The 15,371-nt window shown below is 41.1% G+C and carries 12 protein-coding genes; 8 read left to right on the top strand and 4 right to left on the bottom strand.

Going from position 1 to position 15,371, the window contains the following annotated elements; genetic code table 11:
- The first annotated feature begins 26 nt into the window (after positions 1-26).
- The 6 genes from htdT (at position 27) to ACOT0L_RS20375 (ending at position 10,522) form a co-directional block, all read left to right on the top strand.
- Positions 27-779, top strand: coding sequence for a protein-disulfide isomerase HtdT (gene htdT / locus ACOT0L_RS20400; RefSeq protein ID WP_182911723.1), 753 nt, complete (start codon positions 27-29; stop codon positions 777-779).
- Positions 780-788: 9 nt separating this feature from the next.
- Positions 789-1,739, top strand: a complete 951-nt coding sequence (gene trhV / locus ACOT0L_RS20395; protein ID WP_001022588.1) for an IncHI-type conjugal transfer lipoprotein TrhV — start codon at positions 789-791, stop codon at positions 1,737-1,739.
- An 8-nt stretch (positions 1,740-1,747) separates the two neighbouring features.
- Positions 1,748-4,429 (top strand): TraC family protein, encoded by a 2,682-nt coding sequence (locus ACOT0L_RS20390; RefSeq protein WP_000387412.1) that lies wholly within the window; start codon positions 1,748-1,750, stop codon positions 4,427-4,429.
- 2,548 nt (positions 4,430-6,977) lie between these two features.
- Entirely contained in the window at positions 6,978-7,139 is a 162-nt protein-coding gene (locus ACOT0L_RS20385) for a hypothetical protein (RefSeq protein WP_001371949.1), read from the top strand.
- Positions 7,140-8,267: 1,128 nt separating this feature from the next.
- On the top strand, positions 8,268-9,521 hold the full coding sequence (locus ACOT0L_RS20380) for a ParA family protein (RefSeq protein WP_001050364.1): 1,254 nt from the start codon (positions 8,268-8,270) through the stop codon (positions 9,519-9,521).
- The gene (locus ACOT0L_RS20375) at positions 9,518-10,522 is read left to right on the top strand and encodes a ParB family protein (RefSeq protein ID WP_001278838.1); all 1,005 of its coding nucleotides are present in this window, start codon (positions 9,518-9,520) and stop codon (positions 10,520-10,522) included. The genes ACOT0L_RS20380 and ACOT0L_RS20375 overlap by 4 nt, the downstream gene beginning before the upstream one ends.
- A 61-nt stretch (positions 10,523-10,583) precedes the next feature.
- Here the strand turns inward: ACOT0L_RS20375 and ACOT0L_RS20370 are convergent, their stop codons facing one another.
- Genes ACOT0L_RS20370 through ACOT0L_RS20355 form a run of 4 tightly spaced genes read right to left on the bottom strand, consistent with a single transcriptional unit; the run spans position 10,584 to position 13,264 of the window.
- Complete coding sequence (locus ACOT0L_RS20370) at positions 10,584-10,973, bottom strand: hypothetical protein (RefSeq protein WP_000815011.1); 390 nt, start codon at positions 10,971-10,973, stop codon at positions 10,584-10,586.
- The gene (locus ACOT0L_RS20365; RefSeq protein WP_000598517.1) at positions 10,970-11,491 is read right to left on the bottom strand and encodes a hypothetical protein; all 522 of its coding nucleotides are present in this window, start codon (positions 11,489-11,491) and stop codon (positions 10,970-10,972) included. Before ACOT0L_RS20365 ends, ACOT0L_RS20370 begins: the two co-directional genes overlap by 4 nt.
- Positions 11,484-12,320, bottom strand: a complete 837-nt coding sequence (locus tag ACOT0L_RS20360) for a hypothetical protein (protein WP_000700976.1) — start codon at positions 12,318-12,320, stop codon at positions 11,484-11,486. The genes ACOT0L_RS20365 and ACOT0L_RS20360 overlap by 8 nt, the downstream gene beginning before the upstream one ends.
- Positions 12,317-13,264 carry a metallophosphoesterase gene (locus tag ACOT0L_RS20355; RefSeq protein WP_000718595.1) on the bottom strand — a complete coding sequence of 316 codons (948 nt, stop codon included), beginning with the start codon at positions 13,262-13,264 and terminating at the stop codon, positions 12,317-12,319. Before ACOT0L_RS20355 ends, ACOT0L_RS20360 begins: the two co-directional genes overlap by 4 nt.
- Positions 13,265-13,627: 363 nt before the next feature.
- On the opposite strand from ACOT0L_RS20355, the gene parM reads away from it, so the two are divergent.
- Positions 13,628-14,665: a plasmid segregation protein ParM domain-containing protein gene (gene parM / locus ACOT0L_RS20350; protein ID WP_000818954.1), complete on the top strand. Its 1,038-nt coding sequence runs from the start codon at positions 13,628-13,630 to the stop codon at positions 14,663-14,665.
- A gap of 11 nt (positions 14,666-14,676) precedes the next feature.
- Positions 14,677-15,315 (top strand): hypothetical protein, encoded by a 639-nt coding sequence (locus ACOT0L_RS20345; protein ID WP_012695436.1) that lies wholly within the window; start codon positions 14,677-14,679, stop codon positions 15,313-15,315.
- The last annotated feature ends 56 nt before the right edge of the window (positions 15,316-15,371 follow it).

Genomic DNA, 15,371 nt, shown 5'->3' with positions numbered 1-15,371 from the left:
TAACTAATAGTGATGCTGCTGCGTTAATGGCAAAGGCAAAGGAAGGTGGCGTTTCACCCAGTCAGATCTCGGGTGTGTTATCAAAAATGAAAGGATATAAACCTAAGGATGCCATATACATTCCTTCTGGTGGGCTATACCTCTTTCAGGACGAACGTTCGCAGCTAATGGCAGTAACGACCGATGGCCGATACTCCCTTACTGGGGGAAGCCTTGTTGATGTAATTAAACGTAAACCTGTTCTGACTGTAGAAGAAATCAGGAATTCCTATTTTATTAGTCTTGATGAGGCCCCCTTCCCTCTGGAAACTGTAGCGTCCATTCCTCTGGGAAATTCAAAGCTTAAAAGACAAGCAGCCATTTTCATAACACTTGATTGTGACGGTTGCATGGAACTTGTTAAGAAATTCTATGCAGATCGGGACAAGTATCGGATAGATATTGTTTTAGTTCCCTCACCCGGTGAGCCAAAAGAAGAGCTTAGAAGGCTCTGGTGTAGTAAAGAAAAAGGAAAAATAAACAACCTCGATATTCTTCGTTGGCTAATGGGAAGCAAATCCGACATTGAAAAAAGATTGCTCTCTCAAAAAGAAGCAGAAGAATGTCCGGCGGAACCTTTGGTAGCGTCATTGATGCTCGCAGGAATTTATAAATTGCAGGGTGTACCTTCAGTTGTCAGACAGGATGGTTTGGCTGGTAATGGCATTCCAAAAGATTTCGACTACTGGTTGAACCAAAGCGTTGAACCTCTCTTAAAAAATCCATTTGAGACAAATTAAGGCTAGTTTATGAACATCAAAAGATTGGTACTCAGTGCTCTGGTTGTAGGTACATCCTCATATCTTACGGGGTGCTCCATCGGTAGTTCCGAATCCGAATGTCCAGGCATTGAAAAGGGCGTTATCTGTAAAGGTCCTCGCGAAGTTATGGAGTTAACTAATAATCGAGATGATCTGTCTGCACTGGCGGGGGAAGAGTCGGAATCGGGAAAGGAGAAATCGGCTGTCAATGACAGCCGTTATCCAACTGAAATTAGCCCTCCAGGGGAAGTCAAATATCCACAGTCTACTACCCTTAAAAATCAGCCTGTGGCTTATTCAAAAACCGAAATTAAGCCAGTTGGTCAGTTACCTGTCATGTACGATAAAACTTTAAAAATGGGTGCCCCTACTTCATCCATTGGACCACGGCCTATTTCTGGTGTACCGGTTAATTCAAACGTAAGGATGACTAGCAGTTATAGCACTGCCTCTTCAACTGGTAACCCTTTCGTTCATCCGGCTGCGGAAGTCGTTAAACAAACAAGCTATCCGGTTTCTGCTGGAAATGCCCCACGCTACGTTGCACCTAATTCTGATATCAGCCCTGGTAAGGATATGTACTCTCTTTACAATGGCCAGCCCGTTAACCCGACTCTCAACCCTGGGCAGATCCAGCAATACCGTTCGCAAGGTTATAAACAAGCTGTAGTGGCTCCTGAACCACTTGCTGTTCTGCAACAGGGGAAAGTAATGAGAATTACTTTTGCACCTTATACCGATGATAACGATGCGCTTAATCTTCCCGGCTACGTTTATGTCAACGTAAAACCGCAAACATGGATTGCTGGCAAGAATTCGACCTCAAACCCAGCTCGCATAGTTCCTTTAGAAGTACAGGATGCGGCCCGGGAAAATATGCAGCAGCAACAAAAAGCAACTAAAGCTGTCTCTTCGAACGGCATTGTTAGACAACTGTAAGGTCAAATATGGAAGCTATCAATAATTACAATAGCGGTTTAAATCGCCATCAATTAGGTGGGTTTATCCCTGTTTACGATCAATTAGCAGGGACTCACTATTTTTTGATTGATGGCAACAGATTAGGGTTTATGTTTATCTGTAATCCATCCCCTGGAGTTTTTGATAATCAGCAAGATGTTCTTGCTGAAATGTTCAAAATGGATTTCCCTACAGATACTGTCTGTCAAATATCTCTGACTGCATTGCCAGACCTGACTTTACAGCTTAGTGCTTGGTCAGCTGTGCGAGGTGGGCGTATGACTGGGAACGATAAGCTTAAAGCAGATCTGCTTAATGGTTATCAGTTGGACTACTACGACAGAAGTATGCATAAGCCTTTAAAACCTGATCATGATAACCTTATGTTGAGGGATTTTCAGGTATGGATCTCGCTATCGATTCCTTTACAGTCTGCCCTTCCTACCGAGCTGGAACATTCGCGTATCGATTCACTTTACTCTGAACTTGTAAGTAAGTTAATTACGATTGGATTGCATCCGTTTAAGGTCGATGCAGAAAACTGGCTCTATTGTATAGATAAGGTCGTAAACCCCGGAAAGAACTCCCGGTGGGCTGAAGGTTTCATAGACGTTAACACTATGAAAAGGCTTAATGAACAAGTTAACGTTCCCGGCCGTAAGTATACAGTCACAGAAAATCATTTCTCATCAGTCACACAAAGTGACGACGAATCTGAGCATCGTTACTTCAAACAACTTTCCGTTGTAAAGTTTCCTGAATACGTCAATTTCGGTTGTATGTATGAGTTAGTAGTTAACTGGATGCATGGACGTAAGACAATTTTCAGCCCATTTATGATCACTCAGACTGTTCAGTTTGCCGATCCGCTCAAGTTGTCAAAAGAAAACGTCCGCTACAAAGCAATCACTAATAAACAGGCAAGTATACCTTCAGTTGTCACATTCTGCCCTCGCCTGCGGGATATGGATAATGACTACATGGCCGTAACTCGCGAGCTTGAGGATGGCGCAAAGCTTTTAAGAGGGTATCTTACTTTCACTGTTATGGGTAGTAATGCCAATTCTGTGCAGACAGCAGCTAACGATCTCAAATCCTTTTACCTCGAAAGCCGGGTCAAAGTAGCAGATGATTCCTTTATCGTTTTCCCGTCATTTATGTCATGTCTGCCAATGTGCAATGACCCAAAGACAATTTTCGACCTTGACCGTTCCGAAGTAGTGAGCAACACCGGAGCGGCTCATATGACACCGATCTTTGGGCCCTGGAAAGGTAATACAGATAGACCAGTACTGAGTTTAGTTTCTCGTGAAGGTCAACTCATGGGACTTGATATTTTCAAGACTTCTGCAAGCTATAACATGGTTATTGGTGCAACGTCAGGTGCAGGGAAGTCATTCTGGACAGCATATCTAATCAATAACTATCTTGGAGCTGGACCGCGATCTAATAACCTCGTTCATTATCGCTCAACATTTAAGCATTTTTTAGAAAACGAATACCCAGATGATGATCCTGACGGTGCTCAAGTATTTGTTGTGGACGTGGGCCGTTCTTACCAGGGGATTGCGGAACAATATACAAACAGTCAATTTATTGATTTCGGTAAAACCCCTGACTTCACCCTAAATCCCTTTGCCTTCCTAACTGACATCACTGTTAACGACGATGTATTTAACGAAGCACCTGAATTTACCGGTGAATCAACTTCAAACGATGCAGAAAAAGACAAAGTTGCTCAGACCATAATGGTTTTGAATCAGCTAAAAATTATGGCTTCAGAGAAAGGCCTTATCGATGATTATCAACAATCAGTGATGCTTCAGCTTATTGCAGAAGAGTACCAAGAATCCAGAAAATCAGGTCGGACCGGTTCAATAACCGGCTTTGCTCTGCGTTGCAAGAAGCATGAAGACAAACGTATAAAGGATATTGGGGAGCAACTCGGAGCATGGTGCGAAGGTGGAATTTATGGGCACCGGTTTACCGATACGTTGCCTCCAATCAACTTCGACAGCAGATTTATTGTTTTGGAACTGGAGGAGCTAAAAGGCACCCCCCACCTTCAGACAGTTGTATTAATGTCTATCATTCAGGCTGCTCAGCATGCAATGTTCATCAAAAAAGATGGGCGTCGTCGCTTGTTCATCCTTGATGAAGCATGGGAGTACATTCGTCCTGATAATTCATCAGGTGCCGGAAATCAATCAAACCAATTCTTCTCTTCCTTCCTCGAAGCGGCATGGCGTAGGTTCAGGAAAACAAACTGCGCTGGCATCTGTATCACACAGTCGTTTGAAGATTATTTTACTTCTTCTGTTGGCCGGGCCCTGACTGCTAACTCGCCTTGGAAGATAATCATGAAACAAGAAAAAGAAAGCATTGAAGCAATGAAGGCTAATAAATATTTTTCTACTTCAGATGCAGAATATGAACGTATGAAAAATATTCGTACAGTCAAAAAGGTGTTTTCAGAGATGTTAGTCAGGTTCGAAAACTTCCAAGAGATCTGTCGGTTATACGTAGACCGGAAAATGGAGCTTTGTTTTACTACGGATAGTGCTGACAGGAGTAAATTATGGGAAATTCAAAGCCGCGAGAATTGTAGCTATGGCGAGGCAATAGAAATTCTCTATGCTCAAGAAGTAGCAGCGGGTTTGGCCGCGTAGAGTAAATATCTTCAAGCAAAAATAATTAAACCAGATGTCTCATAAGAATCTGGTTTTTTATTGTATGCCTTAAGTAAACAAATGAGGTTGTGACTTAATGAGTTCATCACTGTGCTGCAAATTTTGGTTTTATAATTAATGTGGTGTAAAAACAGTGACATAAATACAAATCGCAGTTAGGTTGTGTACGCATTAAGTAAACAAAATTTATAACTTCAATACTGACATTATAAGATGAAAATCACGTAAATTACATTTTTGTTTACCAAAGGTAATCAAAGTAGCGCGGCATTATTAGTGAAAACAGATCACTGGTGTCATTTTGCATACAAAACTTAATATCCTTTAATCATTCTTCTAAAAGTTTATTATTAACGGTTTGGTTTCTGAAAATTTATCCAATTTGCTCACCGAAGACTTTTAACTTATTTAACCCCCTTTATCGCCAAACTGTGATTTTCTAATGTTAGTCTACAGTTCTAGGGCCCTTGCTCCCATGATGCGAATCCTGCCACCTAATAAAGATTAACGCCTCATTCCTGTATGCCGGTCTTACGACGCCAGTGCACGGACTATTTTTGGTCATCACAAGGACAGGCGGGAGATTTAATCAGGGCGTGGTGTTGCTGAGCAGCAGCTGCGGCACTGTAAGCCGAAGGCGGAATTAACTCCTTTATCACCATCTGGGGACGTCATTATGGGTAGCCCTTTTAACTTACTCAGGACCATTAAGCTAAAATTCCGGATAGCGATTGACGTAAGATTTAGGCTAAGCAGGTAAAGTGATCCCCGCTCCCGGGGTGACAACTTTATACAAAAGGCCGAGCGGAAGATTGTCCTTAGGGAATATTTCTTTAACACAGCACGGGCACTTACTCACGCTGCCGGATTTAACCCCCTTAATCGCCAAACTGGGGTTCTGTCCTCATGCTGGCCTTCAGTTCTGGGCGGGGTTGCTATCACTTGCTCCCTAATGCGAGATGTACCTGCTGATACAGATTAACGTCATATTCCTGCGTGCCGGTCTGCCGACACCAGTGCACGGGCTTTTTTCGGTCATCACATTACCGGGCAGGAGATTTTATCAGGACGTGGTGTGACTGAGCAGCAGCTGGGGCACTGTCATCCGCTTGCAGATTTAACCCCCTTAATCGCCAAACTGGCGTTCAGTCCTGATAGTGTCCTTCCGTCCTGGGCAGGGTTGCTAACACTTGCTCCCTTAATACGAAATGCGCCTGCTGATAAAGATTAAAGTCACATCACTGCATACCGGTCTGCCGACTCCGGTGCATGGCCTTTTCCGATAATCACAAGGACGGACGGGTGATTATATCTGTGCATAGTATGTCTGAGCAGCATCAGAAGGCACTGTCAGCCACTGGCAGATTTAACCCCCTTAATCGCCAAACTGGCGTTCAGTCCTGATAGTGTCCTTCCGTCCTGGGCAGGGTTGCTAACACTTGCTCCCTTAATACGAAATGCGCCTGCTGATAAAGATTAAAGTCACATCACTGCATACCGGTCTGCCGACTCCGGTGCATGGCCTTTTCCGATAATCACAAGGACGGACGGGTGATTATATCTGTGCATAGTATGTCTGAGCAGCATCAGAAGGCACTGTCAGCCGCTGGCAGATTTAACCCCCTTAATCGCCAAACTGGGATCAGTCCTGATAGTGTCCTTCCGTCCTGGAGAGGGTTGCTAACACTTGTTCCCATGATACGAAATGCGCCAGCTGATACAGATTAACGTCTCATTGCCCATGCCGGTCTGCCGACACCGGTGCATGGCCTTTTCCGATATTCGCAAGCACAGATGCTTGATTTTTTCAGGGTGTAATATACCTGAGCAGCATCTGAAGGCACTTTCAGTCGCTGTCAGATTTAACACCCTTAATCGCCAATCTGGGATTTTATGATGTTAACCTCCAGTTCAAGACCCTTGCTCCCATGATGCGAACCTTGCCACCTGATAAAGATTTACGCCTCATTCCTGTATGCAGGTCTTACGACTCTAGTGCACGGACAATTTTCGGTCATAACAAGACCTGGCGGAAGATTTAATCAGGCGTGGTGTGACTGAGCAGAAGCTGGGGCAATGTCAGCCGCTGGCAGAAAAAACCCTTATTCGCCATCTCAAACCGTCATTATGGGTAGTCCTTTTAACTTTCTCAGGACCATTAAGCTTAAACTCCGTTTAGAGAATGACGTAAGATTTAGGCTAAGCAGGTTAAGTGATCCCTCTCCCGGGTTGAACACTATATTCATCGTACGAGCGGAAGATTGTCCTTCGGGAAATATTTCTTAAACACCGCTCGGGATCTTATTGCCACTGGCGGATTTAACCCCCTTAATCGCCATACTGGGGTTCTGTCCTGATGCTGGCCTTCAGTTCTGGGCTTGGGTTGCTATCGCTTGCTCCCATAATGCGAAATGTGCCTCCTGATACAGATTAACGTCATATTCCTGCGTGCCGGTCTGCCGACACCAGTGCACGGGCTTTTTTCGGTCATCACATTTCCGGGCAGGAGATTCTATCAGGGCGTGGTGTGACTGAGCAGCAACTGGGGCACTGTCAGCAGCTTGCAGATTTAACACCCTTAATCGCCAAACTGGGATTCTGTTCTGATGTTGACCTTCCGTTCTGGGCGGGCTTTGGTTTACTAACACTTACTTCCATAATACGAAATGTGCTTGATGATGCAGATTAAATTCACATTACTGCATACCGGTCTGCCGACACCGGTGCATGGGCGATTTCCGACGATCTCAAGAACATATGGGAGATTATATCAGGGAGAGTAGTATGCCTGAGCAGCATCTGAAGGCACTGTCAGCCGCTGTGAGATTTAACCCCCTTAATCGCCAAACTGGGGTTCTGTCCTCATGCTGGCCTTCAGTTCCGGGCTGGGTTGCTATCACTTGCTCACATAATGCGAAATGTACCTGCTGATACAGATTAACGTCATATTCCTATATGCCAGTCTGCCGACATCAGTGCTTGGGCTATTTTCGGTCAAAACAAGACCTGGCGAGAGATTTAATCAAGCGTGGTGTGACTGAGCAGCAGCTGGGGGCACTGTCATCCGCTTGCAAATTTAACCCCCTTAATCGCCAAACTTGGGTTCAGTCCTGATGTTGGCATTCCGTTCTGGGCGGCGTTGCTATCACTTGCTCCCATTATGCGAAAAGTGCCTGCTGATACAGATTAACGTCATATTCATGCATGCCGGTCTGCCGACACCAGTGCACGGGTTTTTTTCGGTCATTACAATACCGGGCAGGGGATTAAATCAGGGCGTGGTGTGACTGAGCAGCAGCTGGGACACTGTCAGCCGCTGGCAGATTTAACCCCCTTAATCTCCACACTGGGGTTGCCTCCTTAAGTTGGGTTTCATTTCGGGGTGAGGTTGCTAACTCTGCTCCCATAATTCGTAGTGTGCCTCCTCAAGAGATTAACACCTCATATCTTTAGACTGGACTGACGACAACGGTTCACAGTTAGGAAACGTATATCAGCACACCGGTGAGATAGATTTTAGGGTCTAAGCAAGAAATAGGGTAGGCGTGAAGATTCATTAATGGAGCTCTTAACTTCAAAGCGTAGAGAAGGAGACAAGAATCGTGGTTTAAACAGGTTGTGCATTAGGTATGGACTAGAGAGTCTGAGCTCACATCTGCAAGTTAAGCTCACAAAAAATCATAAAAAAGTAAACAAACATTAGCTTAAGATTGAAACTAAGGATAGAATTGTACGCATAACAAGGAAATGGACGCATTATACGTAAAGTTTACATATATGCGTAAAAGTCGGTTTTCAGTGCAAAAAGGTCATAACCATGAATTTACTTGAAAAGATCGCCCTCGTTGGTCAGCGCATGAAAAGCGAGCAGATTTCTCTAAAGGAATCTCTGATGGCTTCATCAAGAGTATCTGTTTCTGATGATAGTGTTGATGGTGTTGATAGACTGATCTATAACCACTGTTTGAATAAAAAAAATCTCTCTGATTTTTTTGGGAAGTCACGAGTAACGTTCAATAAAATACTTTCGGACTTAGAAGAAAAAGAACTTGTTGGTGCACCTATTTATCAAAACAAAAATCATCTTTACACCCGCTGGGATGTTCAAAAAATAATGGATGCCCTGGGTTATCCCAAGTACCGCGATCATTACTTTAGCAGAGCTATTGTTACTCAGAATCATAAAGGCGGTACAGGGAAAAGCACTACATCTGTAGCTTTAGCAGTAGCAGCTGCTTTAGATCTACAACTCAATGCACGTGTATTAATGATCGAATGGGACCCACAAGGTTCGATTGGAAGCAGCATGATTCAAAGTGTCTCAGAAGATGATGTCTTCCTTACAGCAATTGATGCAATCCTTGGAATTTATGAAGAAAATTCTGAGTATAAAAAATATTTAGATTCAGGATTCTCTGAAGAAGAAATCATCACTAATATGCCTTTTTCAACGCATCTGCCAAACTTGGACGTAATAACGGCTTTTCCGACAGATGCTCGTTTTAAAGATAAATACTGGCAATGTTCTAGAGAAGAACGTACGTCTTTGTTACTACGTTTCAAGGAAGTTATCTTACCGGTACTGAAGCAGAACTATGATTTGATTATTATAGACACTCCACCTGAAGATTCACCTTTGATCTGGGCTGCTGACGAAGCGGCCGATGGGATTCTTGTCGCAGTGTCACCACGTGAATATGATTACGCCTCTACTACAGACTTCATGCTTACAATAAGTGAAAGGTTTAAACAATCACCAAGTAAGGGCGACAATTTAAAATGGTTCAAAGTTCTTGCTGTCAATGTAGATGACAAAAGTCCATATGAAAGAATAGTTTTGGATAAATTAATCAGAACTGTTCAGGACCTTTTGATGTCCGCTAACATAAAAAATTCTGAAGCATTTAAGGCAGCTGCTTCCAAAGGGCGTACAGTGCTTGATATCAAAAAATCAGAGGAACTTTGTTCCGCAAAGCAGCTTGATGTCGCAGAAGAATCTGTATTACAGGTATATCAGCAATTTATAAATGAAATAAAAAGTTTTTCAGCTAAGCAAGGAGTTAACGCATGAGCGATGAGCAACATATCGGGAATGATAAATCTCGATATTTAAACGCACCAAAGCGGACAGAAGTCGGTCACCGTTCAGGTCTTGCGGGTTTGAAAACAGCACCTCGCATAAAAAAGTTATTCACTCTTCATAAGGGCCGGAGACTTGAAGCGGAACATGTGATTGTTCCAGCCCAGAGAGTGGAGAAGGAGACCTTAGTCCATCCAGCGAACCCACGAAATCAAGAAGCCCTTACAGATTATTCTGTTAGAGATATTCTTAAGCAGATTGAAGAAAGAGGGGTCGATACCGAAGGGATCGCTGTAAAAAGAGATGGGGTTTATTTATTAATAGAAGGAAGTCGCAGACGTTTCTGCTGTATAAAGGCAGAAAAGGATCTCCCCCTGTGGGTTCTTCCGGATGAACTAACCGAAGATGATATAAATTCAATTATATCCGCAGCACAAACATCTCGAAAATTTTCATATAGAGAAGTTGGGTTTCAATTTATCAAAAAAATGGAAGAAAAAGGATTTTCTACTAATGAAGAACTCGCAGCATATCTTGGGATTAGTCATGTATCGGTAGCCAAAAGAATCCAGGCGGCCCGTATTGACGAAACATTGATCTCTTTATTCCCGGATTATGAAGGAATCCCGAACTCCTATTATAGTCGCTTGTCTCGTTTACAGAAATATGTGCAAAAAAATCTATTTCCTTTAGATGAAGTAATAGATAATGTTAAAGAGGAAACAAAAGATTTAGACATTGGAGATCTCCAGGTTGCTCAAAAAGTTGTAATGGAAAAAATCACACAATCTGTGGAAAGTGTTTGTGAAAAAACTTATTCCACAAAATGGGAAACAAGTGATCTTATTACTTTTGATAACAAAGATAAGTATGCAAGAATCAGTAAAAACAATACTGGTAGAAAAATTCGCTTTGAATTCAATAGGATAAATGCGGGTTTTATTAAGGAACTAGAGGAGTTCATAAAAGAAAAATTAAAAGTATCAGAATAAATATTGAACTGCATCTTTATGATGCAGTTCATATGATTTATATTTTTAATTTCTTGTTATATTAATATGGGGTGTGCGCAGGTTCAGACATATAAGGTCTTAGTTCTATATGAACAGAAGCGCCATTCCCATCATTTACTACGTTTAAAGGTGCTTTTCCCGGCAATGACATAGTTGCAACGTCAGGTCCAGAAACAGCAAAATTATTTTCTGCTGAAGGCATTACTGTAAAAATCTTTATAGCAACATTTTCATGTCTAAATAATGAAATCCCAAAAGTAGAACCAGCTTCGGTATTGCTCACGTCCACAACCACAGGGGTTTTTCCTAGATATTCATTAGTTAGTATGTTTTTTACTAATGCCCCTTCCGGGACAGTATAGATACGGTATGGATATGCTAAAGCCGTGTGACAAAAACATATTAAAATAACAATTAATGTTTGTTTCATAGATTATCCTCATTCAAAAATAAAAGATATAACTCTTGAAAATCGTGGTTAGTAATTAGGTCCGCTTTTCCGGGAAAATCGTAACTAACAGAAAATAAAAGCGAAAGCGAATCTTTTCCTTTTGCTTTGGGAGAGATTCTGCTAAAAGCACGGTTAATAAACATAAGTTGATCTTCATTGTTGAAGCAAAGTCCAAGCATTCCAACCGTAGGAACTACGAATGTGCTTACGCTGCCTGGGGGCAAAAGTTGCTTACTACGGGCATTGTAAGCACAACGACTACCACCTAGCGTTAGGCCTGAAAGCTCAATAAAACTTCTGGTTCCATTCTTGGCGACAAGCCAAACATCAGTTCCTGAACTTTCGACACGTAAAGTAACTTTTCCGTCAGTAAAGGCCTCACTTTTATTGTATAGAATAGGGTCAAAACCAACTGTCGGGAGTTCTTCGATTTTACTTTCTACTGACTGACAACCAGTCAGTAATGCAAACAATAAAAGTGTGATAACTTTAATCATCCCGCTTCCTTAGATTGTTTTTGGCGCTCGTTATAAAAGATAATGATTCACCGGGGTAGAGAATTGTTTCTTTCGTCCAATAACCATAACCACCGAGGATATTTTTTCTTTTCTCAATATAAACGGGTTCAGAAAATACTAAATGTTGATATTTAGGAAGAGATAAGATTTCATATTTTCCTTGTCCAACTAAGAGGTAATTCTTCTCTTTAGGATTGATGGTTACTGGATTACCAACACTTTGAGGTATGTTAAGTTTTTTTATATTTAGGTCAGAATAGTCAGGAACGGACACTTGATCATTAGACGTATTTCCGGGAAGAGTAAACCCTTTACCCTGATCCGGTCCAAAGATGGCAATTATATCTTTGTTGTTTCTTGTGATCGAAACGATAGCCTGAAGGGGCGTATTAGCAAGGTCATTTATAAACGATATAGTTAGACTTGATTTTGGCTCGACCCAAACAATGCTTTTTCCGGATGTGCCTTCGCTTAATGCAATTTTTTCATTTAGTAAGATTTTATTTTTGGCAATGATATTATACTCAAGTTTTGGTATCACAATAAAAAGTGATTCTTTATTTGAAACATTCATGATTTCTAAGAAATTGGTTTTGGTCATGCTGGTCTTTAGAACAGGCCTATATTTACCATTTATAAACCACCTTCCGTTTATAAGCTCCGCTTTAGCAGATATAAGTGAATCACTTTTCTGTGCGGCAGAAGAAAAAGCATCTTTTCTATGCTCTTTCTCTTGATGTGGTGCAGCTGCTGCGTGAAGATGCAAAAGTAATGTTGAAATTGAGATAATCTTCCAATTTATCTTCATCTTGTTACCTCAATGTTGTTTTCAATCGAATCGAGTTCTAAAGGATAGGTTTTAAGTGAATAAAACTTGTTTGTTGTTTGTATTAGCTGATGACACAATAAAACTGGATTGTTCTTCATGATTATTTCTACTAATGTAAGTGCTGGTGAGTCAGTTTGCGGTATACCCGGAGCAACTATTACCTGGTCTTCTAATTTTGACATATAGAGTGATCCAGTATTTATATGCAAACAATTACCGATCAGTACTGGAAGATTGTTTTGAGTACGACCATGGGCTTTTCGAATGCTGTTTACAGGATTCCTACCTAGGACCATAAGGTTGACGTCATTTATCATCATTGGTATTACGGCATGGTCCATACCGAATAGAAACTGGCTCTGAAAAATATTCACATTGGCATAGTTGAATGCTTGAAGCGCATTATAAGTATCAGTGAATGATGTGCGGATAGGGGCGTAATCAGAAGGGCAAACCCCAATTTTTATATCGCCTTTTAGTAAAATCTGCATCATCGTACCAAGCTGGGTATTAAGAAGTTTTTTTACCTCTTCCTCTAAATAGTAACGATTCACAGCTTTATGCCACTTTCCGCCCATTACACACCATCTCTCATTGAGGTATGTGCTGGGGTAAAATGTTCTCCGGTCTTTGTTTAATGGTAACAATTTTTTTAACATTTCTTCTCCGGCTCCGGCAGCTGAGAAATGCCTCACAAAACGTCCATCGAAAAAGCCACTGTTTATCGCCTTCATCAATTCTATGGGTTCCGGCCCATAGTCAAACAAATTTCCAGTAGAGAAAATTACTATCTCTTCTTCTGGCTTTGTAACTGATTGGATCAAGTTGCACAGCGCAGAGTAATGTCCATGAGGATCTGCCAGAAAGAAAATCCTTCCGGAGAAGTTTGTAAGGTCTATAGTTTGGACGTGCTCAGCTGCCATAAATTCCTCTACGTATGTTTACATCGATGATACGGTATTTCGAACTATGATTTTTTTACAAAAAGGCGTCATTTTGGATTCTAAGCCTAAGGACCTTTGTTACTTACAGGTAAAGGCCCCAGTCCTGGCTCTCAAACAGTTCATACTTAGGATGCAAAGTAACTTTCTGATTATAATTGGCTCCTTTATAAACATGGTTAATACATGAATACAGGAAATTTAACGGTAAGGTATTTAAAATGGAAGGATGCTGAAATAACATAGACTTACGTATTTTTTTAATAGTGTTAATGTTGATAATAGGTCACCATTAATGTATAAAGTTAATATCTAATATGGTCCTATTAATAAAAGAGAGTTTTTATGGCTGAACTATTAAAATCTGAAAGTCCTGTTTCACCATCAGTGCAGGATATCACTGAAGCTTTAAAAATCGTTGTCGATGATGGAAGTAAAGCTGCAAAACTGGTTTGTCTTAATGAAAGAAACGAATTAGTTCCCTTGCTTACACAAAATAGTTTTGTTCCAGATTTCCGTGTTCGCCATGAGGGTCTCAATCCTTTTAACTATCTTATTGATGGGCTGGAAAGGTTTTCGCATCACAGCGAATCTAGTAACTCACTGGAATCGACTGATGTATCTCACCAATACGATGAAATTAGCCGGTTAAATGTTCACCATGCACTTCATGCTTCTGGTTTAGTTCCTCAGGATGTTCACCTCTTTGTTACTTTACCACTTAGCCAGTTCTATACTGCTTTAGGGGAAACGAATATTGAAAATATTCAGAGAAAAAAAGATAATCTGATGAAACCAGTAGAGCGTTATCTTGACGGTAAACGCTATTCTTTTAACGTTTTGTCTGTGACTGTTTTCCCTGAATCTTTACCAGCTGTGACCCGGGCAGATGAAATTGAGGATATTGCTTCATTTGAATCAAGTTTGGTAATTGATCTTGGTGGTACTACTCTTGATGTTGCAAGTATTACTGGGCAATTAGAACAGATTTCGAAAGTAAAAGGTTTTGACCGTATTGGTTGTTCTATTGTTTACGATGAGATCAGCAGGTATCTTGAATCTGAGAAACTGAATACGAGTAATGCTTACATTCATCATCTTGTTGATAATCGTCATGATAAATCAGCTTTGAAGGTTGCAGAGGACAAGCGTGACGGTGTTTTTGATGCGGTAAACTCTGCGGTACAGAAGTTGCAAAGTAAAGTAATCAGAGCGGTTACACAAGTCGAAGAGAGGCCTCATAATGTTTTCCTTGTTGGGGGAGGTTCATATCTCATCGAAACAGCTATTCGTAAACATTTTGAAACGGCTAAAGTTATCATGGTAGACAATCCGCAGTTCGCATTATCTTTGGCAATTGCTGATACTATTTATTCAGAATAATGAGCTAGAACATGGCTAAATACCCTATCTCAAATAAGGCAGATAACGACCGGATTCAGATCCGGTCTTTCTGGATATCCGAAAGAAAAGCACCCTATGTTTATAGTTTCTTGAAAAAAACAGAACTTTGTCATAGGGGTGACCAACTGGATTTAATTAGGTCGGCTATTAGTACCGGGTTGGTATTAAATAATTTATTTCCTGACTTGGCAAATTTTATAAATGGTTTAAACGAAAGATTAACACTTGCAGATCTTAATAGGTTTCTGAATGATGGAAATACTATAGATACTGAACCTAAGCCTCCTATTAATGTATTGCTAGAGAATGTCTTAGATCAAAAGTTTAAGGAGTATTTAACACCTCTACAATTAGATAATTCAAAGCAGGATTCTGTTTCTGTAAAAGAAACCTTCCTTGTACAAAAGGAACATGCCTGCTTTGGTGTGAAGATTGAAAATGAGGGAAGCGATACCTCTATACCATCTGAAAGCCCACTTTCTTCAGGTGCATCCAAAATTTCAAAAGAAAAGTCCATTTCCTCTGTGGTGCCAGTGCTAGAAAAAGTATCGGATGAAAATCAAACCGCCTCCATAAGCATAAAATCTAAAGCTAAGGCAAACAAGCGACTAGCGACTTTGGCAAGATAGGGCTTTGTTGAATAAATCAGATTTCGGGTAAGTCTCCCCCGTAGCGGGTTGTGTTT

The sequence above is a fragment of the Enterobacter cloacae complex sp. XAL002 genome, from assembly GCF_049236805.1.
Classification (GTDB): domain Bacteria; phylum Pseudomonadota; class Gammaproteobacteria; order Enterobacterales; family Enterobacteriaceae; genus Enterobacter; species Enterobacter intestinihominis.
Note: the sequence above shows the minus strand (reverse complement) of the source record. Positions and strands in the feature narration are given on the sequence as shown.

Coding starts and splice junctions, on each gene's coding strand:
- ACOT0L_RS20345 (WP_012695436.1), top strand. CDS start 14,677: ATGGCTAAATACCCTATCTCAAATAAGGCAGATAACGACCGGATTCAG.
- ACOT0L_RS20390 (WP_000387412.1), top strand. CDS start 1,748: ATGGAAGCTATCAATAATTACAATAGCGGTTTAAATCGCCATCAATTA.
- ACOT0L_RS20365 (WP_000598517.1), bottom strand. CDS start 11,491: ATGATTAAAGTTATCACACTTTTATTGTTTGCATTACTGACTGGTTGT.
- ACOT0L_RS20380 (WP_001050364.1), top strand. CDS start 8,268: ATGAATTTACTTGAAAAGATCGCCCTCGTTGGTCAGCGCATGAAAAGC.
- htdT (WP_182911723.1), top strand. CDS start 27: ATGGCAAAGGCAAAGGAAGGTGGCGTTTCACCCAGTCAGATCTCGGGT.
- ACOT0L_RS20375 (WP_001278838.1), top strand. CDS start 9,518: ATGAGCGATGAGCAACATATCGGGAATGATAAATCTCGATATTTAAAC.
- ACOT0L_RS20360 (WP_000700976.1), bottom strand. CDS start 12,320: ATGAAGATAAATTGGAAGATTATCTCAATTTCAACATTACTTTTGCAT.
- parM (WP_000818954.1), top strand. CDS start 13,628: ATGGCTGAACTATTAAAATCTGAAAGTCCTGTTTCACCATCAGTGCAG.
- ACOT0L_RS20355 (WP_000718595.1), bottom strand. CDS start 13,264: ATGGCAGCTGAGCACGTCCAAACTATAGACCTTACAAACTTCTCCGGA.
- trhV (WP_001022588.1), top strand. CDS start 789: ATGAACATCAAAAGATTGGTACTCAGTGCTCTGGTTGTAGGTACATCC.
- ACOT0L_RS20370 (WP_000815011.1), bottom strand. CDS start 10,973: ATGAAACAAACATTAATTGTTATTTTAATATGTTTTTGTCACACGGCT.